This window comes from Chloracidobacterium sp. D, assembly GCF_018304685.1.
Lineage (GTDB): Bacteria > Acidobacteriota > Blastocatellia > Chloracidobacteriales > Chloracidobacteriaceae > Chloracidobacterium > Chloracidobacterium thermophilum.
The window spans coordinates 525,338-547,711 of record NZ_CP072634.1; the positions used below are offsets into that span (position 1 = coordinate 525,338).

Sequence of the window (22,374 nt, forward strand, 5' to 3'; positions counted from 1 at the left end):
GCCGCCAGCGGGTTTTCGTGTGTCAGGCGTCGTCACTCGACGACAGGGCTTTGGGTGCGGGTTTGGCCGTCGCCGCCGGAGCGTACCGGGGCGGCCGGGCGCAGTCCGCCGCCGGGCGCGGGACTGATCCCCGGTCCGGCATCGCCGCCGTAGCCCCCACGCAGGATTGAGCCGCCGTAGTCAGGCGTCATGCCACCGCGCATCATCCCACCGCGCATGGGGAGGTCATAGCCGGGCTTGCCGAAGCCGCCGTCATCGAAGGTGGGACGCGCCACCGGCGAGGGCAGTTCCCGGCGCGGCAGGGCCGGCAGGTAGTCATCATCCCCCAAGTTGGCTGCCGGTTGCAGTGACGGTGTAAGCGGTGGACGCGGTGTTGGCGTAAGCGGTGGACGCGGTGTTGGCGTAAGTGGGGGGCGCGGTGTTGGCGTAAGTGGTGGGCGCGGTGTTGGTGAGGATGTCTCCCCCAGAGAACCATCACCGGGTGCCGTTGGCTCGATAGGTGTCTCGCCCGGTGCGGCCGGCTTTCCAGCCGGCTGTCCGGCAACCGTACCGGGACCATTCATCGGCGCAGTGGGCGGCGCTGGATTGAAGAGTGTGGGGCGGTACATATCCCACGGCAGCCCCCAGTTCGTGCCGTAGGCAAAGCCGTAGGGTGAGTTCCAGTAACCGTAAAACGGAAAGAACGTGTAGCCACCCAGCCGGGCATCAAAGAGCCAGAGACCGAAGAAGGGCGCAAAACCGAAGCCATACGCGCCATTCTGCCGCCAGCCGTTGAACGCCGCCAGTACGTCCCGGTCGCGCAGGCGGGCGTTGGCATCCCGCAGGGTCTTGGCGCGGTTGCGGCTCCATTCATCGAAGGCATCACGGTCTTTTTTGTCGAGCTTGGCCGTTGTCACCGCCGTGGCATCGAGGGTGACAAGCTGCTTGTCCTTGACCGGCAGCGAGCGTCCGGCCTGCTCGACGGTAATCCGGCCCTTGGTCACGGCCACCGTCGGTGCGCCTTCCCGTGGGACGGTCACGCGGTACAGACCGTTCCGCACGACATTCACCGTGCCGTTCGGCGTGAGGATACGCAGCAGAAGTTCCGTGCCATCGGTCCCGGTGACTTCAAACAGGGCGCTCCCGGAGATGACTTCCACCGCCAGTGCGTCGAGGTTGGGGTTGGTCATGACGATTTCCCCGTCGCCGTCGAGGCGCAGGTAGGAGCCGGGATTGAGCAGGATTTCAGCCCGCCCTTCCGAACTCGTGCGCAGGCGATCACCGGTTTTGAGACGGTCGCCAAGGCTGACGCCGCGCCAGGTGTCCGGGGTTTTGGCCCGGCTGCTTGTGACCGTGCCTTCGATGAAGTTGATCGTGCCGGCCTTGGCCGAAACGATGAACTGTTCCGGCAGGCTCACCGTGTTGGCGCCGCGGATGGGGACTTCCGTCGTTGGCACCGGGGGGGTCGTTTGGGCGCTGACGGCGGTTGCGCTGAACGTCCAGGCACCAGCCAATAACGTCAGTGTGAGAATAGATCGCTGCATACCCAGAAACCTCCGTGGGGGGGGATGGTTGCGTCTTCCGGAAACGATGGCGTTTTCCAGCGTAGGCGTTGTAAGCGATATTCCGACGCGGTTGCGGAACATTGGATGCGGTGTTACACACTGTGGCACAAGAAGCCGGACACATTCAAGCCGCGCCGGCTGGAATGGCTTCCGCCCGGCGCGCTGCTCTCTCTTCCCAGCTATCGGGCAAGCAGTCCGCCGTCCACGACGAGATTGATGCCTGTCACCCAGCCGGCCTCTCCGGAGGCCAGATACAGAGCGGCGTAGGCGACATCTTCCGGGCGGCCCAGGCGGCCCAGGGGATAGCCGGCCTCAAACTCGCGCCGGCGGGCAGCCGGGTCGGGCGCGTCATCAATAAGCTGCCGGTTGCCTTCGGTCGGGACGAAGCCGGGTGAGATGCAGTTGACGCGGATGCCGTCGCGCCCGTAGCGCACGGCGAGGGATTTCGTCAGCGTCACCAGCGCGCCTTTCGAGGCGGCAAAGGCCGGCGAGGCGCCCGCCCCGCCCTTGACGCCCAACAGGCCGGCAATGTTGATGATGCAGCCCTGCCGCTGTGCCTGGAAGTGCGGTATGGCGTGGCGGGCATAGAGAAAAGCGCCCCGGACGTTGACATCGAAGGTCATCTGCCAGTCATCATCCGTGGTGGCTTCGAGGCTGACCCGGCGGTTGACGCCGGCGTTGTTGACGACCACATCCAGCCGCCCGTAGCGGTCGAGCGTTGCTTCCAGACTGCGCCTGACATCGGCTTCCTGCGTGACATCCGCCTGGATGTGAATCGCCTGCCCGCCCATCAGCGTCAGGTGGGCAACGGCTTCCTGCCCGGCCGACAGTCGCCGCGACACAATCGCCACGCGCGCGCCGACTTCGGCAAACAGTTCGGCGATGGCACGTCCGATGCCACTGGAACCGCCGGTGATGAGGGCTACCTTGCCGTCGAGCCGGAACATGGGCTACGGACGCGAACCGATCAGCCCGTCGAGGGGACTGCTGGCGCTGGCGTAGAGGCGGCGCGGCATCCGTCCGGCCAGATAGGCCATGCGCCCGGCTTCAATGGCGTGTTTCATGGCAGCAGCCATCAGCGGCGGATTCTGGGCCGTGGCAACGGCGGTATTCAGCAGTACGCCGTCCATGCCCATTTCCATGGCAATGGCAACATCGGACGCTGTGCCAACGCCGGCATCCACGATAATCGGTACATCGGTGATCATTTCCCGCAGGATGCGCAGCGTCGTGAAGTTCTGAATGCCAAGGCCCGAACCAATCGGGGCCGCCAACGGCATGATGGCGGCGGCGCCGGCGTCTATGAGTCGCCGTGCTGCCACGAGGTCATCGTTGAAGTAGGGCAGTACGATGAAGCCTTCCTTCGCCAGGACGCGGGTGGCTTCGATCAGTCCGGCATTGTCGGGAAAGAGGGTTTTTTCGTCCCCGATGACTTCCAGCTTGATCCACGGGGTGTCCAGGATTTCACGGGCAAGCCGGGCCGTGCGGATGGCTTCCTCGGCGGTGTAGCATGCGGCCGTGTTCGGCAGGATGAGCATGCGGTCGAGGTCGAGGTAGTCCATCAGCGAGCCGGCCGAACGGTCGGCCAGGTTGACGCGCCGGACAGCCACCGTGACAACTTCCGCCCCCGACGCGCGGTGTGCGGCGCGCATGGTCTCCAAATCAGGATACTTGCCGGTGCCGATCATGAGCCGTGAACGAAAGGTACGGCCGGCAATCACCAGGTTGTCTGTCATAGGTTTGTCCCTAGTGTGGGCAGGGTGGGGTACCAAAAGCTCCCGCGGGCGGGACGCCCGCGCTCCCAGGTAACGCGCTCCCAAGTAAGCGGGCAGGATGCCCGCACTCCCAAGTAAGAATGCCCGCGCTCCCGGGGTTATCCGCCTCCGACGAAGTGGACAATCTCAATCCGGTCGCCCTCTTCCACCGGAATGTCCGCCCACCTGGGCCGCGGTGCCAGTTCACCGTTGCGTTCAATGGCAATCCGCCGGGCATCCGTGAAACCAAGCCGGGCGACCAATTCGGCCAGGGTCGCCGGTTCCGAAAGCGTTTGATGTTCTCCGTTGATGGTGACGGTCATGGGTGCAAAGAGCAGCAAAGAAAAACGGTTTCGGCGACACCAAACATTACGCCGAAACCGCTGTGGTTTTCAAACCGGTCACATCACCCAACCACCCAGGTGACGATGGCTTGGGCTATGACTGTGGCCCCGTCGGGCTGCCTTCCTCTTTCTTTTTGACTGGCGGCTTGCGCTTGGGAAGTCCCATTTTCTCGCGGGTTTCATTGTTGAGCGTGCCGGTCACTTTGAGACCGTTCTGCTCCTGATACTTGCGCAGCGCCTCGGTGGTTTCGGGGTTCTTGTAGCCGGTGATCTCGCCTTGGTACAGGCCAGCGTCCTTGAGCATCTGCTGGGCCTTGCCGTAATCAGTGTTGGGATTGTTGGCGCGGGGTTTTTTCTTCTTTGGCTTGGCGCTTTCTTCAGCCGCCGGGGCTTCCTGGGCCGCGGTGAAGGTCGGGCTGCCAAAGCCGGTCAGGATGAAAGCGGTCAACAGAGCCAGAAGCAGGGATTTGCGTAACATCGAAGAATCCTCCTTGGGGTGTAGAAATCCAGATGAAGTGTCCTGACAGTTGAAACCGTCAGGGGTTGAAAGGTTGATAGGCTGGTTCGGGTGGCGGGTCCACACTCGGCAACGCCACGAGAATCATCCCGGTCTGGCGGCGCGTCACCGTCGCGCGCAGGCGGTAGCGAAAGCGCCGACAGCGACGTGCATGGGCTGGAAGCGGGTCGGCGTCGAGCGTGAAGCCCGCCGCATTGGCTTCAAAACGCAGGCTGTAGCCGTACCAGCCATCGCCAATGACCTCACTGGCGGCAACCCCGTCCAACCGACGCTCAAAACCATCCAGCAGACCCAGGTGGTCAATAAGCTGTTCCCATGTGCCGAACCGCCCGTGCATGGCATGGTGCGCCGTTTGGGCCGTGACCATCGTCTGGATGTTTTTGACCGCCCGCTGTTCAGCCACGACCACCACTACCCACCGGTAGGCCAGAACGGACAGCGCCAGCAGGATGCCAAGGATGGCCACAGCCACGAGCAGTTCAACGGCACTGGCCCCACGCGCCCGAACCCGGCCGCGGGCACCACCAAGTCCCGTGCAAAAAATACGGCGCTGCCCACGCTGCACCGGCACCCACCTGAAACCCTGGATGGAAATGTTTGTTGGGGCGCAATGGTAACGAAGGGGAAATACCGGAAACAAGCCTGAATCCTGCTGGTGAGAGGTACTTTCGGGCTGTGGCGCAGCCGCCGGTCTTTTCAGTCCCGCCCAACCAATGGGGGCAGCGGCGGAAGGAAGAAGATGAGGCGGCGCTGGCGCAGGTCGAAGGCAATACGGAAGGGGCGCAGGGCGTCACGCCCAAGGAGAAGGGGCGTTGCAGGGTCTGTGCCGTGCAGCAGGTCGGTTGGGATGCGTTCCAGGTACAATGGCTCCAGCCGGACACTCACCGGTGACACCCGCGTGACTTGGAGTGTGCGACCTGTGATGTCCCGCAGGCGGCGCGCGGCGACCGGAACCTCCGGCTGGATGCCAAAGGCCGCCGCTTTGGAAGCCGGAATAGCCAGCCCAAAACCCGAACCCGTGTCAATCAGGGCCGGTTCCCGGCCGTTGAGCGCCACGAAAGGACGCTTTCCGCCCGCTTCGGGCAACCAGCGCACGACCGTTCCTCCCAGGGTCTGCTGGGGTATTAGTGGGGCCAGTGTCCGGTTGGGAAAGTCGAGTTCGTAGCCAGTGTCTCCAAAAACTTCGGTTGGATCGAGAATGCCATCCACATCGGGCGGCAGCGTCTCCACAACGACCAGGCGCCCGACGCGGGGCAGCCGGTTGTTGCGCTGTCCAAGCGCCAGCGTTTGGGCTGTCACCAGACGGTGGATGTGCCCTGCGCCCGCACCCGTGCCTTGGAGCCGCAACGTGCGGCCGGTTTCGCGTACGCCAGCGCGTGCCGCCGTACGGGGCGACAGCAGGGTAAGTCCGGCGCCGGTGTCCAGCACAAACGTAAACGGCCCGGCGTCGTTGACCCAGGCCGTCACACACAGGCCGCGCCGGTCTTCCTGCCAGATGACCGGCGCGGGCCGATACGTGGTATTTCGTTTTGGTATGGCTGCCAGGGGCAGACTTGCCTGGGTCAGGATGACTAACCAGGCGCACCACAGAGGCTGTAAACGGATGAAGAACGTCAGCCGTGACATTCTTTACCTCCTTGGTTTTCATCCACGTCGTATCCTGCCCGTCCCCGGCCATGTATCAGTTGCGGGGACGAAGACCGTAGATGTACAGCGCTGTGCCGCCGCCCCCGGCCAGAGCCCCGGCGGCAGCGCCGCGCTTGCCCCCGGCTATCGCGCCCACTCCGGCACCGAGACCGGTACCGCCGGCAATCGTCACGACGTCCCGCCCGTTGCGCTGCCACCAGGACGGCTGCCGCCGGGCCGCCGGGGCGTTGTCATAGTTGTAATAGGCGCGCTGGCTGTTGACCGGCGCACGCCCCGTCCGTCGGTTGCCATTCTGGCGTACCTGTCTGACCGGTGGGTTGTCCTCCACGGCCGTCGGGGCCGGTTGCGCTGGTGTCGCGGCTGGCGCTTCCTCTGGAACGAGGCGATAGGTCTGCCCCTGAATCTGCACCCTACCTTCGGCTGGCAGTAACGGCTGGGCAACCGGCGTCTGCACCGGGAGGACCAGCGGCGCGGATGCCGGCGCTGGTCCAGAAACGGGCGGAAAGCCGGAACGGGTCAACAGCGCACCCGCGCCGCCGCCTGCCAGAAACATAGCCAAAGCCCCGGCCGTGAGCTTGAGTGTATGGGGATGTTTCAGCCAATTGAAGTCCATGGAGAGTCCTCCGTCGTCGGTCAAAAGATGCTTGGGGCGTCAACCTCGACAACTGGAAGGACAAACACCGTGCCACGCCAGCACGTCAGACCGGAAGCAAGGCACCGGGAAGCTGTGAAAACCGGGCTGGAAAATACTTTGTTCCGTCGTTTTTCCGGTTTTTTCAGTCTTGCCCGTTTGTTGCCTACATTCAGCCTGTCCACAGCAGGGATTGCAGGGCCCGTGTCTGGCCGTGGTGAGGTACACGATTTCGTGTATGACACCGAGGCACGTACTCCAGTTGGTGCAGATGAACAAGGGCAGGGAAAGACTCCGGTCGGGGGACTTCACTTGGCAATGTCGCGGTGCCGGACGCGCACGGGAAAACGCAGCTTGCGGACTTCTTTCGCCAGTGCCTCGGCCATCATCACCGACCGGTGTTTGCCACCCGTGCAGCCGATGGCAATCGTGAGGTAACTGCGTCCGTCGCGCGCATAGCGCGGGACGACAAAGGCCAGCAGTTCCGCAAAGCGGTTGCGGGTTTCAACCACTTCTTCGTCAGCGAGCAGGAAATCGGTAACGGGCGCGTCCCTGCCGGTCAGGGGGCGCAGTTCGGGAACGTAGTGGGGGTTTTTGAGAAAGCGTACATCGAGCACCAGATCGGCTTCCGTCGGGATGCCGTGTTTGAAACCAAAGCTCAGCAGCAGGACGCGCATGCGGGCCGTCTGCCCGGCACCGAGGGCTTCTCCGAGCTGGCGGCGGAGGTCGTAAATGGTCAGCCCGGAGGTGTCAATGATGCGGTCGGCGAGTTCGCGGACCGGTGCCAGCAGCGTCCGTTCGGCCTGGATGGCGGCGCGGAGTCCGCGCGTGTGGCGGTTCGCCGTATCCAGCGGATGCGGGCGGCGGGTTTCGCTGTAGCGGCGCATGAGCACGTCGTCAGTGGCTTCAAAAAACAGCAGCCGGACGTGGCTGACGAGTTCACGCAGCCGCGTGTAGGCCGCCGGAAAGGCGGCGACAAAAGCCGGTTCCCGCGCATCCACCACGACGGCCGCGCGGGACAGTCCGCCTTCCGAACGGCGGCACAGTTCGGCAAAGGTCGGCAGCAGCGCCACCGGCAGGTTGTCCACACCAAAGTAGCCCAGGTCTTCCAAGGCATTGAGCGCCGACTGTTTGCCGGAACCGCTTAGTCCGGTGATGACCACAAAGTTTGGCGGCGCAGGCGGGGGAGACTTGGGGCGACGCGGCATCACGAATCCAAAATGGCCGGCCGGGCGGGGAATCAGCGTGCTGGCCACATCCTGTGTCGTGCCAGCCACATTGGGCAAGGTGCCGCCAACAAAAACGTTCGGGATGCCTCTGAAAGGCATCCCGAACGGCGTGACTGGCAGTGTTACGTTGGGTTTCAGTTCAGTTGGCGTCCATAGCGGACGATTTCCCGTCCTTTTTCAAGCTGTTCGCGGTCCCAGACCATGCCGGCCCGGTTGTAGCTGGCCAGCTCAAACTCCTGAGTCAGCTCGATGCAGTCGGTCGGGCAGGCTTCCACGCACAGGTCGCAGAACATGCAGCGCGACGTGTCATAGACATAGGTGGCGAGAACTTTCTTCTTCTTCGGCTTGCCGTCTTCCATGACCACGCGGTTGACAGCGCCGACATTGATGCAGTTTTCCGGGCAGGCCAGGGCGCACAGGTTACACGCAATGCACAGCGTGTCGCCGGTGGCCGGGTCGAGGTTCAGACGTGGCGCGCCACGAAACCGCTCGCTGACCTTGGGACGCTCTTCTGGGTAAAACTCCGTGTAAGCGCCGCGCAGCGGGTCACCGCCGGTGCCACGGGGTTCGGTCAGTACCTTTTTGGTGTACTTGAAGGTAAGCGCAAAGCCCTTGAGCAAATCCAGCATGAAGAAACGCTCCAGGGTCTGCTTCCAGTTGCGTCTGGTGGGCGCGGTTGTCGTCATAAGTGTTTTTCCTCTTGGGAATTGCAAGTGCCGGGCCGGCGTGGAGGTTGAACCGCGTGAAAGCGTGGTATAGCCTTCCGGGACTGCTGGTGGGGGTATCGCCGGCATTTTTGCCAACGATTTGACTTGTGCCAGCATCATTGAAAGCGTTTGAAAGCTTTCAAACTGTTTGCAGGCACACATTTCAAGGGAGGTACCCGGTAATGCATGGATGGCTAAGAACGGTTGTGGCCGGGTTGCTTGTGGGAACGCCGCTGCTGGTCGGCAGCGTTTCAACCCCGGCAGCCGTGGCCAAAATTGACCGCAAGGTACGCGAACGGCTCGACCGTTCAGCAGAGATACTGACCGAAATCATGCGCGCGCCTGACCAGGGCCTGTCGCCGGATTTTCTGCGCCAGTGTGAAGGGTTGGTGTTCATTCCGGGCGTCAAGAAAGGTGCCCTGATCGTGGGTGGACAGTTTGGCCGGGGCGTCATGGTCGTGCGCCAACCCAACCGGCAGTGGGGTCCGCCCGGCTTTGTCACGCTGGGCGGCGGCAGCTTCGGCCTGCAAATCGGCGGTCAGAGCACGGATGTCATCCTGCTGGTGATGAACCGTCGCGGGATTGAAAAACTGGCTTCCAACAAGTTCAAACTCGGCGCGGATGCCTCGGTGGCGGCTGGCCCTGTGGGGCGTGACCTCAAAGCGGGGACGGACATCCAGATGCAGGCCGAGATTCTCAGCTACTCGCGTTCACAGGGCGTCTTTGCGGGGTTGTCACTGGAAGGCGCGACCCTGCAGGTGGATGATGAGGCCAACAAAGCCATTTACGGGCGCACCGTGGCCAGCCGGGAAGTCGTCGAAGGCACGCTGCCGCGCCCGAAAGAGGCCACCCGGCTGTATGCCGCCCTCCGGCGGTACGCCGGTTGACCGGGATGTTTCGCTTTCGGAAACAAGCTCAATCATGCCTTTGTCGTTGTCACCCGTTTACCTTGACAATGCCGCCACGACCCGCGTGCTGCCGGAAGTTGTGGCGGCCTTTTTGCCGTATCTGACCGAACAGTACGGCAATGCCTCATCGGTGCACGCCTTTGGGCAGCGGGCCCGGTCGGCCGTTGAACGCGCCCGCCGGCAGGTGGCCGCACTCATTGGCAGCGAACCCGCTGAAATCACCTTTCTCAGCGGCGGAACGGAAGCCAACAACCTGGCCATCCGGGGTGTGGTTGAGTCCTATGGTGATGCCGTTCGCCGCAACCACATCGTCACCACGTCCTTTGAGCATCCGTCCGTGCTGGCTCCCTGTCAGGCGCTCGAAGCGGCCGGCTTTCGGGTAACATACCTGCCGGTTGGCACGGCCGGGCGCGTGACGGTGGACGACGTAGCCCAGGCGCTGACTGACGACACCTGCCTGGTGACGGTCATGCTGGCCAACAACGAGGTCGGCACACTACAGCCCCTAGCCGACATCGGGGCGCTGGTCGCGGAACGTCGCCAGCGTGGACAAGCCATTTTTCTGCATACGGATGCTGTGCAGGCCGTCGGCAAAATTCCCGTCAACGTACGTGACCTGAAAGTGGACCTGCTCTCGCTCTCCGGCCACAAACTGCATGCGCCCAAAGGCATCGGCGCGCTGTACGTTGCCAGGCACGTACGGTTGGCGGCGCAGCAGCTTGGAGGCCAACAGGAACGCGGCCGCCGGGCCGGAACGGAAGCCGTTGCCCACATCGTGGCGCTGGGCTGTGCGGCGGAGCTGGCCGCCAAACGGCTTGACCAGATGGAAGCCGTCCGTGCGCTGCGCGATGAACTCGAACATGGGCTGCACGCGCGCCTGCCCCGGCTGGTCATCAATGGTGCTGCGTCACCACGTTTGCCCAACCTGACCAACCTTGCATTTGACGGCCTTGATGCCAATCGGCTCGTCATCGCCCTTGACCTTGCCGGCATTGCCGTTTCAACGGGTTCGGCCTGCTCCTCCGGCACGACCGAGCCGAGCCATGTCCTGCGCGCCATGGGGTTGCCGCCGGAGCGGGTGCGTGGCTCCATCCGCGTTAGCCTGAGCCAGGAAACGACGGCGGCTGACATCGCCCGGGTGCTGGAAGTGCTGCCCCAGACGGTGGAGCGTCTGTCCCGTCAGTCCGTCGCTGCCTGAAAACATGTCAAGTGAAGGCTTCCCACGCGCCACAGCCTATCTTCAGTGCATGGAGACAAACTGCCAGGCCACCTACGACGCCGGCGAGCGAATCTACACCTGCGAGCAGTGCGGTGGTTTGCTCGATGTGCAGTACGAATGGCAACGCGCCCGGTTGTTCGATGTACTGGAGACCTTCGATGCCCGGCGTGCGTCTTTTCATCCACACGACACCAGCGGCGTCTGGCGTTTTCGTGAACTGCTGCCCTTTGTGACTTCGCCGGCGCAGATCGTCACTCTGGGCGAAGGCAACACCCCAGTGTGGGATGCGCCACGCAGCGCCGGCTATGCCGGTCTCAAACGGCTGGCGGTGAAGCACCAGGGTATCAACCCGACCGGTTCCTTCAAGGACAACGGCATGACGACCGGCATGGCGCAGGCCCGCCGGCTGGGCGCGCGGGCCGTGGCCTGTGCCAGTACCGGCAACACTTCGGCTTCGCTGGCCGCCTATGCTGCGCGCGCCGGTGTTCACGGAATTGTCTTCATCCCCGGCGGGCGCATTGCCTACGGTAAACTGGCGCAAAGTCTCGATTACGGTGCGGTGACGCTCCAGATTGAAGGCAACTTCGACGATGCCATGCGGCTGGTTCGGGAACTGGCCCGTACCACGCCGCTGTATCTGCTCAACTCGGTCAATCCATTCCGGCTTGAAGGGCAAAAGACCATTGCCTTCGAGCTGTTGCAGCAGCGCCGGTGGCGCGTACCCGACTGGGTTGTGGTGCCCGGCGGCAATCTCGGCAATGTCTCGGCGCTGGGCAAGGGCTTCAAAGAACTGCATAACTTGGGGCTGATCGCACGGCTTCCCCGGTTGGCCGTCGTTCAGGCGGAAGGGGCAGCGCCGCTGGCGCAGTGGTACGCCGCCGGCCAGACCGGCAATCTTGCGCCTGTGGCGCGGCCCAAGACCCTGGCCACGGCGATTCAGATTGGTAATCCCGTGTCGTGGCTGAAAGCCGTTCGCGCCCTGGAGTGGACAAACGGTGTGTGTGCCGTGGTTTCCGAACAGGAAATTGCCGACGCCAAAGCTATGCTGGGGCGCGACGGCATCGGCTGTGAACCGGCCAGCGCCGCCACCGTGGCTGGACTCCGGCGACTGGTCAGCGAAAGGGTTGTTGACCCGGATGCCGACGTGGTGGCGATTCTGACCGGCAACGCCCTCAAGGACCCGGACTTCACGGTGCAGTACCACACCGGGCAGCTCTACACCGACGCCGAACGTGAAACGCACCTTACCCACGCCGAAGGGAAGCTTGTCCCGACCTTTGCCAACACGCCACGGCAGGTTCCGGCGGATGCCACCGTTCTGCGGCAGGTCATCCTCGACCTTCTGGAAACACCGCCGGCCTGATTGGGGCGTATGCGGCAGGGGGTGCTTTTCCAAAGGCATGGCAGACGACACTGGCTGATCTGGCTGCTTATGGCCGGTTGGCTGCTTGCCGGTGTCGTTCCTGTCCTTTCCCAGGAAGACGATCCTGAGACCCTGCCGGAAAAAAGCCCCAACTGGACAGAACGCACCGGCGCACGCGCGGCCTTTGTCGCCGATGCCGGTCTGGCGGCGCTGCGGGTGACGCCCGGCCCCAGCGGCGATCTCAAACAGCGCCTGCGCGTCGGGCGGCGCGTCTATGTGCTTGGCGGACGCCGGGTGGTTGAAGACCGTGTATATGTGTTCGTCGCCGTGACCCGGCGCACACGAGGCTGGATGGACCGGCGGGCGCTGGTACGTCCGGCCCAGCCGGGAGATGATGCCAGGCTGCTGGCGCTCATCCGGGCTGAAACCGGCGGCTACGAACGCCTGCGGCTGTGCCGGCTGTTTGAAAACCTGTTCCGCCGGTCGCCCCAGTTGCCAACGGTGCTGTTGCTGCTTGGAGAAACGGCCGAGGCCGAGGCCCCGCTGATATACCGGCGCGCCGAACGCCGGGTGTCACAGCGGGCCGCCGCTGGGAATGCCGATGTCAGGGCGTACTTTGATGACGAGCCAGCGCTGGATCGGTACAACCGGCTGGGGGTGAAGTTCCGCTATGATGCGGTGCGGAAGGCGTATCGCTACGACGGCGCGGCCTACCGGCGGCTGGTACAACAGTACCCACGCGCGCCGGAAGCCGAAATAGCGCGCCAGCGGTTGGCCGGCTTCTGAGGTGGTTGTGTCAGCCTACGGACAGGTGCACGGTGCGCCGCTTCCGCCCCGGCGGTCGGCCGCGGCTTCTGCCTGGGCGCGGGTGTCGAATTCGCCGAGCAGGCAGACCTGTCCACGGGCGCGCTGCATCTGCTCCGGGGTGCGCGTGTCCACTTCGAGTTTCCCATTGGCGCAGTAGAGACGGTACTTTACATCCGCGTTGACAACGCCAAGAGCCAGGCAGCCTGCCAGTCCCAACGCCAAACCTGCGAGCAGAGCTGAACGTACGGTCAGCATGGCAAGTTTTTCTCCCTATCCAAAGCAACGTATCCTGTCCAAGGCAGCATATTGGAGCGCTTCCGGTACGGAACTTTTGGTGTGCGTTGCACATCAAAGGTTGCTTGCGCCATAGTGCCGGATGGTTGCTGGTGGTCGCAACATCTGACTGAGGTTTGATTTCACGCGATGCTCAAACTGACGGAAGGTCAACTGCGCCGTCTGGCCGAAACCTTGGACACGCTGCACTTGCGTGGCGTTCTGGGGGGAAACGTGCCGGCCTCCCGCAGCCGGACAGCGCTCATTGGTCAGGTCGTCGAACAGGCCCGGCAGCATGCGGCAACGGCGCACCGGCTCTACGAAGCCACCCGGCTGACACCGGAGCAGGTGCGGGAGTGGTTGGCCGAAGCCGCCCCGGACCTGCCGCCGGAAGCCTACACGCGCCTGATGCAGCTTCTGACGGCTTCGCTGGAGCCGGGTGAGCTGATTCCGGCCCAGCAGGTCGTGAGCCTGCTGACGATTGGGTTGCCAACGGTTCTGGAAGAACTGCGTGAGATTGAGTACCGCCGGCCGCGCCCGGGCCTGACCTATCACGAATTTCAGGTTGCCCGTCACCGCCGGGCGGCCCTTCAGAAGCTGCTCGAAGGTATCGGAACGCCGGAGCCGCAGCCGTTCGTGCCCGATCCCTTTCAGTTGGCGGCGGTTGCTTTTGTGACCGAGGAAGACAAGGATGTGCTCGTGGCTGCGCCGACCGGTTCGGGCAAAACCTGGATTGCCGAGCAGGCTATCCGGTGCTTCCTCGAACGGGGTGGCACAGCGTGGTACACCTCTCCGCTCAAGGCGCTTTCCAACGACAAGTTCCGTGAGTTTGGGCGGAAGTTTGGCCCCGACGCCGTGGGTCTCATTACGGGCGACCGCCGGGTGAACCCCGATGCGCCACTCAAAATTGCCACGACCGAGATTTACCGCAACGGCCTCTATGACGCGATGACGCGGGACGGCGTTTTTGGCGCGCCGGATTTGGTCGTTTTTGACGAAGTTCACTACCTTGGCGACCGCCACCGGGGCGTTGTGTGGGAAGAGTCCATTATCTACACGCCCGCTTCGACGCGCCTGCTGATGTTGTCGGCCACGGTTGGCAATGCCAGGGAACTGGCGGAATGGGTGACATGGACGCGCGGTGTTGAATGCCGGCTGGTGGCGCATCCGCAGCGGCCCGTGCCGCTGCGGACGGCCTTCATTCACCCGGATGGACGCCTTCAGCCGCTTTTCGAGGAAGGCAGTCCCGGACGCTTGCAGGCTGATGTCGAAGCCCTGTACATCAAAGCCAAGCAGCAGGAAGCGGCTGAGCAGGCGCGCCGGCGCCGTCCGCCTTTTCACCGCCGCCGGCGCTAACCTGGGAGCGCGGGCGTCCCGCCCGCTTCTTTCACTGGCGCACACCCGGGGTAGCGGGCATCCCGCCCGCTACCCCGCCCGCTTGGGAATGGGAACAAGCGGCGCCTACCGCTTCCGGTCGTCTCCGGCATACTTGACGCCGAGTTTGGTGAGAAACTCCTTGGGCGCGATGCTGCCGATGAGGGCGAACACGTAGTCGTTGGGAATCCGCGCGATTTCGGACTTGTCCCGGATACTTTCGATAATGACTTCCCGATCGGTAATCTCACGGATGCCGGCGCCAAAGTAGGCTTTGATACGGCCGGCATCCATGCCGTAGTACACCCACATTTTGTTTTCGAGCGTCAGGTCTTTCGGGAAATCTGACCGGATGACGAGCGTGACGTGATTCGCTTCGGCCTCCGGCGGGAACTTGATCGTGCCATCGGGTTGGCGTTGGCCGGTCAGGTCCACGGCGGCTTCGACGGCCGAGTTGCCCGCGCCGACGACGACAATGTGTTTCCCTTTGAAGGCGCTGGGGTCCTGCAGGCGGTACAGCACCCGGCCTTCGACCTCGCCGGGGCAGCCCAGTTTGCGCGGCTCGCCGGCATTGCCAATCGCCAGCACGACCTTGCGCGCGCGATACCCCTGCGCATGTTTGGTGGTTCTGACGACAAAGACTTCGCCCTCGCGCACAATTTCCTTGCAGCCTTCATATTCCCGGATGACCAGACCAAGCTTCTCGACGGTTTCATCCCACCACGCGAGCATGTTTTCCTTGATGTCACCCGGCCCTTCGAGGCGGATTGCGCCGAGCGGCGGGTCGGAAGGGTTGAAGGGGTTGAAGGCGACGTACTTGCCGGCCGGATACTTGTCGGCGATGGTTGCGTATCGCCGGCCCTGTTCGATGGCGACGTAGCGCAGGCCCAGTTCGGCGGCCCGCGCCACAGCGGAAATCCCGCCCGGCCCGATCCCGATGATGGCCACGTCGTACTCGGCCCCGGCGACCGGCCCCTCAGCCTTGAGTTTCTCGGCAATGCGCTCGATGGCGAGCCGTCCTTCCTTGATGGCATTCCGAATGAGCGGTACGCCGGATACGTCCCCGACGAGATAGATGCCCGGCACGGTTTCGGTTTCAAAGCCTTCGTTGGCACCTTTGCGCAGGGGCTTGGGTGCTTCCCGGATGTTTTGCCGCGTGTTGATGAGAACACAGGACTGCGGCACGGTCGGACAGGCCTGCTGGCAGCCGGTGTCTTCCATGCACTGTTCAAGGTTGACGACGATGGCGTGGTGCTCCTGATCGTCAAAGCCCAACACATCCTGGGGGCAGGCCAGAATGCAGGCGTGGCAGCCGATGCAGGTTTCATAGTTGATAACCGGATGGGGAATCGGGTGTTCCCGTGCCGAGGCGCGCGCGCGCTCGACTTGGGCTGGCGATTCCCACCGTTCGGCGTAGCGTGTGTCGGTAAACTTGCGGTGCCGGTTGGCCAGATCGAGGGCGTTGCCTTTGAGCGTTGCCTGTTCCCGCCGTTTGCGCAGCGTGTCGAAGGTCAGGAACCCGATGCCGGTCAGTGGGATGAGGCTGAAAAACAGCAGCCAGTTGCCAAGGGTGAAGCCGCCGAACCTGGCCGCCAGACTCGTCCACTGCCAGTCCTTTCCGCCACGATATACCCGGTCTTTGGTGAACACGACCGGTTCGGGACCGCTTCCGGCCGGACGGCGGGCCGCCGTCAGCGTTTGCGACTGGGGGTGCTGGGCGTGGCAGGAGTTGCAGTCAATGCCGAGGCGCAGGGCGTCGGTGTCGAGTTCCCTGAGCGATGCGGTTTGGACGTATGCCTGCCCGTGGCATACGGCACATTTGTCGCGGTTGATGACCTTGACCTCGGCCGCGCCTTTGGCAAACGAACCGTCATGGCACTCGCTGCACTTCCAGGCGCTCGTGGCCGGCGCAACAGCAGCGTGAATGAGATGAAACTTAGTCGAAGGATCGAGCGGCGTCCGACTGTCGGCAAAGAGTTTGTCCCACTTCGGATTCATCGGATGCTGCCACGACCACACGCCGTTTTCGACCGGATAGCCGAATGAGCCACGGTGCGGTTCGCGCAGGGGCGTGCCGTCCTTCAGGCTGACGGCCTTGGGATGGGTTGGCCCGTCGCGGTGGCAATCAATGCACATGCTGCGCGAAACGATGCCGGGGCGAAAATCCGCGCCTTTGTGTTCGGTGTGGCAGTCCACGCACTGCATCCCGGCTTCTTCGTGTTTGGCAATGACGGTCGTGTTGAAATGGTTGGTTTCGTGGCAGTCCACGCACTTGTTCTGCATGGAAGAGGTGACGGCATGGCAGGAATTGCACTTGTTTTCCACCGGTGCGTTGGCCACGAGCTTCAGCTCCAGCCGCTGCTGGATGGGGGCCGGCAACCGGTCAGCCGGAAGGGCATGCGGATTTGACGTGTCGCCCGGCAGGTAGGCCGCTTCCCAGACGAAAAAGGCCGCCAGGCAGAGCACGGTTGCCACCGCGCCAAAGACATACAGGTAGCCCCGCGGCCACGGACGGATCAGATCGTTGGTGGGAATCCAGTTGAACCGTTTTTTCCCCAAGTGCAGGTTGTGCTTTTTGAGTTCTTCGGGGAGTTCGCGGGGTTCGAGCGGAGACCGCTCATCCAGCTTCTGCTCGCCCTTGATGGCCGCCTTGCGCCGCTCCCAGAAGACGTTCATCGCCTGCTGGAAACGCTTCTGTTCCTGTTCCGGCAGCGCGAGGATGGAGGTCAGCAGACCGGTCATGCCGCGCTGGAGGCGGGCTGCCTGAAGCAGGCCGGTCGCCGTTTGTGGTGGGGGCGTCTGTTCCGGTGCTTCTGGCGTTGTGGCGGCTGGCGGCGTTTCCAGACGTTGCGTTTTACCGGTCAGGTTTTGCGTCACACCGCGTTGCTGAAGGTAGCCGGTCAGCTTTGGCAGCAGCGCCGTCTTACCTTGGGCAGTGGCCTGGAGGGGATCGCCGAGCAGGCGTGTGCTGCGTTCAGACGCGGCATAGGTGTCCACCTGGCGGTCCACGTCGAGCGTCAGGGTGCCCTCTGCAAGTGTCAGCCGGAGAACAAAAATGCCAATGCGGATGACATCGTCGGGCTGGAGTTCGACGGTTTCGACCAGAGCGCCGTTGACCTGGGTGCCGTTCGTGCTGGAAAGGTTCGTCAGCCACCAGCGCCCTTCGACTTCCCGGATGCCGGCATGAATCCGCGACACCGTGGGATGGTTGAGCACCAGGTCGCAGTCGGTCTGGGAGCCGATGACCAGTCCTTCCAGTTCGAGGACGAGATCGCCTTTATCGAGAAGGTCTTTCCGCTGAATGAGGAAGCGACTGAGTTTCGCCATGGTGGTTTCCAGGTTCAGTGAAGAAAGGTTGCTGGTCGCGCCGGGTGGGGGAAGCCGTCATACGACGTTTCAGGTCGCGCGCCTTAGCGCCACAGGTAGTACACCACCTGAAAAATATGGACGACCATCAGGGCAAGCATGACGGAAGTCGAAATGACGTGGGGTGGCAGCCACAACTTCAGCGCCCGGTGAATGTAAAGCAGCGCATCAATCCGCCGGATGGTGGCCAGGGCGTCGAGGATTTGTCCCAGAACCGCCTGCTCCGTCGGCGTCGTCTGGCTGGCGATGGCCTTGGCAAAGCGTTGCCGCACGTGTTTTAGCAGATCGTCGAGGGATTCCCGGTGCAGGTACTGCCGAAAGAGAAAGCCCAGTGAAAGCAGCGCCGCCACAGCCTGGTCGCGCGCGACCAGGAACGTCTGGGCAAATTGCGCCCTGCGCCCTTCCTTTTCGGCCTGTTCCTGGACCGTTACGGTCAGGTCGGCAATTTCCTGGTACAGCTCCTCCCGCCGCCGCAGCAGGTCTTCGGCCAGAAGCGGCTCACCTTCGATTTTGGTCAGCAGCCGGGGGCCAAGCTGATACAGCAGGATGCCGATAAGTCCAGTCAGGATGACCAGATCAAAGGAGATCATCAGCGCCGCTGTGACGGCCCCACCCAGATTCGTTCCGCCGTGAAGCAGCAGGACAATGCCGGCGATGACACCGGCATAGGTGTGCGACAGCATCCAGACCTTGAGCGCTCCGCCCCGTCGCCGCCACATCTGCCGGCGGACGGGATAGAGCATGACGATGATGATGCCGGCCAGTCCGACCAGTCCGGTGATCCAGCGGAAGTTGAACCAGTCCGACCTGAAGAGCGGTGTTCCCAGCCCATACTGGACGATGCCGGCCATGGTCGCCCCGCACAGCAGCACCGTCACCACAATACCCACCAGGTGCGCCAGCCACTTGGCCCGGTCGGCATGTCCAAACGCATTGCCAACGATCATCGCACCCGAATGACGCAGGGCCGGGCCGTGAATCCGGGCGATTTCGTTGAAGTAGGCGGTGGGCTTTACCCGTTTGAGCGCCCCGGTCGGACAGTTTTCCTCGCAGTTGTACTTGTGGGTGGCATAGACCGGCTTGCCGCCGGCGTCCTTCGGATTCAGGGGCGTGTTGTTGCACAGGTTGCACTTGATGGCGACCAGCTCTTCGCCCTGAGTTACCGGCTGGGGTTTGGGATCAAAGCGCAGTCCGAAGGCCGCCAACGGATCAAAGGATGCTTCTGGCGTCGTCTCTCCCCTGGCTGCTCCTCCTTTGCCGTTGCGGGACGCCCCGTTTTTGGACGGCGCCGCCTTGGCCGGCAGCTTGGCCGCGGAAGCTTTGAGTTCGCTCCGGGGGATGAGGGAAATGGCATTGTAGGGGCACTGGGTCGCGCAATCGCTGCAACCAATGCACAGACTGGGGATGATGTCCACCTGTCCCCCCTCGAAGCGTGCAATGGCCCCAGTTGGGCAACCGGTCAGGCACTCCGGGTCCTTGCAGTGCAGGCACACGGCCGGCATGAGCAGGGATTGGTCAAGGGTGGTGTGCGTCGGCGTCCGGGGGCGCAGGATGTGAATGCCGGTTCGCTTGAGCCGGGCATGTCCGTGAATCTGATGGCAGGCCAGCGAGCAGTTGCCACAGCGGATGCACAGGTCCATGTCCATCAGCAGCAGGTTGTTGGCATCCGCCAGCCCACGGTCAAGGAGGCGTTCCTGAGCTGTCTTGACGGCCGGGTTGAAGACCAAGGCTTGCGTCGGCTGGAGGGGTGTGCCGATGTCTCCGGCAGCCCCCAGCGCTGCCCGCAGCGCCTCCAGCAGGGCCGGGTCGCGGTGGAGAGCTTCGACCGGGATTTCCAGCAGTTCGGTCCGGCTCATCGCCACGGCCCGGTAGGGAAACCGCGCCTCACGGACGGTCAGAGCATTGAAACCAAGGATGTAGCCCGGTCCCAGGTAATCTGTGACTTCTCCGTTCTGCGCCTGCCCGATGCGTTTGACCCAGCCATCCCGGATGAGCAGCAGCTTGCGGATGACTTCGCCTGCACTGGCCAGGACATGGCCCCGGGCAACCAACTGAAAATCCGCAATTTCGGCGACTTTTTTCCGCAGTTCGTCGGGAATCTGAAGCTGATTGGCAACGGCTGCGCGTCCGTTGTTGCGATAGGTGATGTCCAGCGCCGCTCCAAACTTCCTGAGCTTGCGCAGGACGCGCAGCGCCGGCCGTTGGACTTCCAGCACCCGCGCGCCGCGCTGCCGGTGGGCAATGACCGTGGCGCTGCGTGGCATCCCGGCCAGTACACCCATTTCACCGAAGGGTTTGCCCGGCTCAAAAACAGCCACCGGCTCGGCCACCCCGGCCACGAAGACTTCGACGGCCCCGGCCACGACGATGAAGAATGTGTTGGTGTCCCAGTCGCCCTGGCGTACGATCTCCAGTCCCGGTGGATAGTCATACATCCGTATGTAGGGCCCCACCTTCTTGCCGGGGCCGTAGTTGCGCCCGTAGATGGCAACTTCCAAATCCACGCCAAACTTGTAGCCATGGCCGGGTTCGTATTCGACCAGTTCTTCAATGGCTGAAATCCCCCGGATGGCTTCGAGGATGGCATGCCGGTTGGCGATCTCCTGACGTTTCATCGCGGTGGCTGTCACGGTGGCCGTCGCCGCAGCGCTCATGGGGTGCTGTTCTCCGGATAAGGCGCCTGCTCACGACCGGCTGGGTGGTGATGATGGGCGCGGCAAGGTGTTTGGTGCCAGGTTGGGAGGTGGCCTGGGCTGTGGGATGAAGATAGCCGATTTGTGAACAAAACAACACTTCAGGGCCGACCTCCCAAAAGGGGTGAGCTGCCCGGCCGCCTGACGCTTGGCAGATGACCGCGTGGGCGTGACATATTGGCGTCACAACCCTTGTGCAATCTGGCTGACGCACCACGCGCTGGAAGTGGCGCGCCAGACTCAAACGCCAGGGAACAGACGATTTTTTTGCGAGGCATCTTCAATCCATGAGTTTTTCCCGAATGTTGGTGGCGGCTCTGGTGCTGGCGGGCACGGTGCTGCCATGGGTCGGGGGGCTGGGCACGGCTTCCTGTGCGGCTGCCCAGAACCGCGCGAATGCCCCCGGCTACCGGCTCGTCGTGGGGATTGTCGTCGATCAGTTGCGGGCGGATTACCTGGAGCGTTTCGACGATCTGTTTGGTGAAAAGGGTTTCAGACGGCTCAAGACCAAAGGCGCGTACTTTGCCAATGCGCACTACGGGCATGCCTGTACCTACACCGGGCCGGGTCATGCCGTGATCCTGACCGGTTCCACGGCCGCCATAACCGGCATCATTGGCAACAAGTGGTATGACCGCCAAAGCGGCAAGGTCATCGAGAGCATCACGGACGAAACGACCACTGGCGTCCCTGAAGGCAAAGGGGCTTCACCGCGTCGGTTGCTGGTTTCCACTCTGGCGGACGAACTCAAAGCGGCAACGGGCGGGCAGGCCAAGTCTATCGGTATATCGCTCAAAAACCGGGGTGCGATTCTCCCGGTCGGACGTACCGCCGACGCTGCCTACTGGTTTGACGACAAGCGTGGACAGATGCAGACCAGCACTTACTACATGAAGGAACTCCCGGCGTGGGTGGCGGCCTTCAATGCCCGGCGGATTCCCGATCAGTGGTTTGGCAAAACCTGGGAGAAGTTGCTGCCGGAAGCGGTCTATGCCCGCTGTACGGCGGATGATGTGCCTTACGAAGGGCGCTTTGCCGGTGGCGGGCCGGCTTTCCCGCACCAGGTCGGCCGCGGCGACAAACCCAATGCCCGGTTCTATGACGACTTCACCATGACGCCTTGGGCCAATGACTTTCTGGTGGAGTTTGCCACTGCGGCCATTGAAAACGAACGGCTCGGCGCTGACGACATCCCCGATGTCCTGACCATCAGCTTTTCGGCCAATGACCTTGTTGGGCATGCCTTTGGGCCGAACAGCCACGAGGTGCTCGACATCACGGTCCGCACTGATCAGACCCTTGCCCGGCTGCTCGATGTGATTGACGCCAAGGTGGGCCTCGACCGGACGCTGGTGTTCCTGACGGCTGACCACGGCGTGTCGCCGGTGCCGGAATATGCCCAACAGCAACGTCTGAACAGCCGCCGGATTCCCTTCGAGCAGGTGGCAGTGGCGATGAAACGCGCTTTGGACGCAAAATTCGGCGCCGGGCAGTGGTTTGCCGGTTTTTCTGCCGAGTCGGTGTACTTCGATCTGGCGACCATCGCGGAGAAAAAGCTCGAACGTGCCGAGGTGGAGCGGGTGGCGGCCGAAGCGGCCCTGACCGTCGAGGGCATTGCCGCCGCCTTTACCCGCACTCAACTTCTATCCGGCGGCCTGCCGCGCACGACTCTGGCCGAGCGCGTCCAGATGGCCTTTCACCCACAGCGCAGCGGGGATGTCTTTCTCGTGCCCGAGCCGTTTTGCTTCTTTGGCAGCGAGGAGTACACCACGGCGACAACCCACGGCACACCTTATGCTTACGACACGCACGTACCGGTCATGCTCATGGGGCGCGGTATTCGCCCCGGCACGTATTGGGCAGAGACCAGTCCTTCGGACATTGCCCCCACCCTGGCGGCCCTGCTGGGGATTACGCCGCCAAATGGCACGGTGGGGCGGCCGCTCCAGGAGGCGCTATCCCGTTAGGTTGCTCAGGCAGCCGTGGCGTTTCTCCAGC

At 63.2% G+C, this 22,374-nt stretch carries 19 protein-coding genes; 6 read left to right on the top strand and 13 right to left on the bottom strand.

From position 1 onward, the window contains the following. Window positions 1-32: 32 nt before the first annotated feature. The 10 genes from J8C01_RS02265 to J8C01_RS02310 form a co-directional block, all read right to left on the bottom strand. Window positions 33-1,523: a FecR domain-containing protein gene (locus J8C01_RS02265; RefSeq protein WP_211432239.1), complete on the bottom strand. Its 1,491-nt coding sequence runs from the start codon at window positions 1,521-1,523 to the stop codon at window positions 33-35. Window positions 1,524-1,723: 200 nt separating this feature from the next. Further along, complete coding sequence (locus tag J8C01_RS02270) at window positions 1,724-2,491, bottom strand: SDR family NAD(P)-dependent oxidoreductase (RefSeq protein ID WP_014098957.1); 768 nt, start codon at window positions 2,489-2,491, stop codon at window positions 1,724-1,726. Window positions 2,492-2,494: 3 nt separating this feature from the next. Further along, complete coding sequence (locus tag J8C01_RS02275) at window positions 2,495-3,280, bottom strand: thiazole synthase (protein ID WP_014098958.1); 786 nt, start codon at window positions 3,278-3,280, stop codon at window positions 2,495-2,497. 137 nt (window positions 3,281-3,417) lie between these two features. After that, complete coding sequence (gene thiS, locus J8C01_RS02280; protein WP_249355467.1) at window positions 3,418-3,621, bottom strand: sulfur carrier protein ThiS; 204 nt, start codon at window positions 3,619-3,621, stop codon at window positions 3,418-3,420. Between the two features lie 115 nt (window positions 3,622-3,736). Beyond that, a complete protein-coding gene (locus J8C01_RS02285; RefSeq protein WP_211432241.1) occupies window positions 3,737-4,120 on the bottom strand; it encodes a peptidoglycan-binding domain-containing protein in 384 nt (127 codons plus the stop codon). Between the two features lie 58 nt (window positions 4,121-4,178). Further along, window positions 4,179-4,730: a type IV pilin protein gene (locus J8C01_RS02290; protein ID WP_211432242.1), complete on the bottom strand. Its 552-nt coding sequence runs from the start codon at window positions 4,728-4,730 to the stop codon at window positions 4,179-4,181. 125 nt (window positions 4,731-4,855) lie between these two features. Next, window positions 4,856-5,785: a retropepsin-like aspartic protease gene (locus tag J8C01_RS02295; RefSeq protein WP_211432243.1), complete on the bottom strand. Its 930-nt coding sequence runs from the start codon at window positions 5,783-5,785 to the stop codon at window positions 4,856-4,858. Between the two features lie 55 nt (window positions 5,786-5,840). Next, complete coding sequence (locus tag J8C01_RS02300) at window positions 5,841-6,419, bottom strand: hypothetical protein (protein ID WP_014098963.1); 579 nt, start codon at window positions 6,417-6,419, stop codon at window positions 5,841-5,843. A gap of 326 nt (window positions 6,420-6,745) precedes the next feature. Next, entirely contained in the window at window positions 6,746-7,765 is a 1,020-nt protein-coding gene (gene rapZ / locus J8C01_RS02305; protein WP_014098965.1) for an RNase adapter RapZ, read from the bottom strand. Between the two features lie 35 nt (window positions 7,766-7,800). Then, complete coding sequence (locus tag J8C01_RS02310; RefSeq protein WP_211422591.1) at window positions 7,801-8,352, bottom strand: NuoI/complex I 23 kDa subunit family protein; 552 nt, start codon at window positions 8,350-8,352, stop codon at window positions 7,801-7,803. A 203-nt stretch (window positions 8,353-8,555) separates the two neighbouring features. On the opposite strand from J8C01_RS02310, the gene J8C01_RS02315 reads away from it, so the two are divergent. The 4 genes from J8C01_RS02315 to J8C01_RS02330 all read left to right on the top strand — a co-directional run bounded on the left by J8C01_RS02315 (window position 8,556) and on the right by J8C01_RS02330 (window position 12,649). After that, a complete protein-coding gene (locus J8C01_RS02315; protein WP_249355468.1) occupies window positions 8,556-9,260 on the top strand; it encodes a lipid-binding SYLF domain-containing protein in 705 nt (234 codons plus the stop codon). 34 nt (window positions 9,261-9,294) lie between these two features. Continuing rightward, on the top strand, window positions 9,295-10,479 hold the full coding sequence (locus tag J8C01_RS02320) for a cysteine desulfurase family protein (RefSeq protein ID WP_371821094.1): 1,185 nt from the start codon (window positions 9,295-9,297) through the stop codon (window positions 10,477-10,479). Between the two features lie 4 nt (window positions 10,480-10,483). Further along, window positions 10,484-11,863: a threonine synthase gene (gene thrC / locus J8C01_RS02325; RefSeq protein ID WP_211432244.1), complete on the top strand. Its 1,380-nt coding sequence runs from the start codon at window positions 10,484-10,486 to the stop codon at window positions 11,861-11,863. Window positions 11,864-11,932: 69 nt separating this feature from the next. After that, window positions 11,933-12,649 carry a hypothetical protein gene (locus tag J8C01_RS02330; protein ID WP_211432245.1) on the top strand — a complete coding sequence of 239 codons (717 nt, stop codon included), beginning with the start codon at window positions 11,933-11,935 and terminating at the stop codon, window positions 12,647-12,649. Window positions 12,650-12,664: 15 nt separating this feature from the next. Here J8C01_RS02330 and J8C01_RS02335 read toward each other — a convergent pair whose 3' ends face one another. Beyond that, a complete protein-coding gene (locus J8C01_RS02335) occupies window positions 12,665-12,925 on the bottom strand; it encodes a hypothetical protein (protein WP_014098971.1) in 261 nt (86 codons plus the stop codon). Window positions 12,926-13,093: 168 nt separating this feature from the next. On the opposite strand from J8C01_RS02335, the gene J8C01_RS02340 reads away from it, so the two are divergent. Next, the gene (locus tag J8C01_RS02340; protein WP_014098972.1) at window positions 13,094-14,299 is read left to right on the top strand and encodes a DEAD/DEAH box helicase; all 1,206 of its coding nucleotides are present in this window, start codon (window positions 13,094-13,096) and stop codon (window positions 14,297-14,299) included. Window positions 14,300-14,404: 105 nt separating this feature from the next. Here J8C01_RS02340 and J8C01_RS02345 read toward each other — a convergent pair whose 3' ends face one another. Both J8C01_RS02345 and J8C01_RS02350 read right to left on the bottom strand, forming a co-directional pair. Beyond that, window positions 14,405-17,644: an NAD(P)-binding domain-containing protein gene (locus J8C01_RS02345; protein WP_211432246.1), complete on the bottom strand. Its 3,240-nt coding sequence runs from the start codon at window positions 17,642-17,644 to the stop codon at window positions 14,405-14,407. Between the two features lie 83 nt (window positions 17,645-17,727). Then, window positions 17,728-20,337, bottom strand: a complete 2,610-nt coding sequence (locus J8C01_RS02350) for a cyclic nucleotide-binding domain-containing protein (protein WP_211432247.1) — start codon at window positions 20,335-20,337, stop codon at window positions 17,728-17,730. Window positions 20,338-20,663: 326 nt separating this feature from the next. Between J8C01_RS02350 and J8C01_RS02355 the strand changes: the two genes are divergently transcribed. Further along, complete coding sequence (locus J8C01_RS02355; RefSeq protein ID WP_211432248.1) at window positions 20,664-22,343, top strand: alkaline phosphatase family protein; 1,680 nt, start codon at window positions 20,664-20,666, stop codon at window positions 22,341-22,343. Window positions 22,344-22,374: the final 31 nt, after the last annotated feature.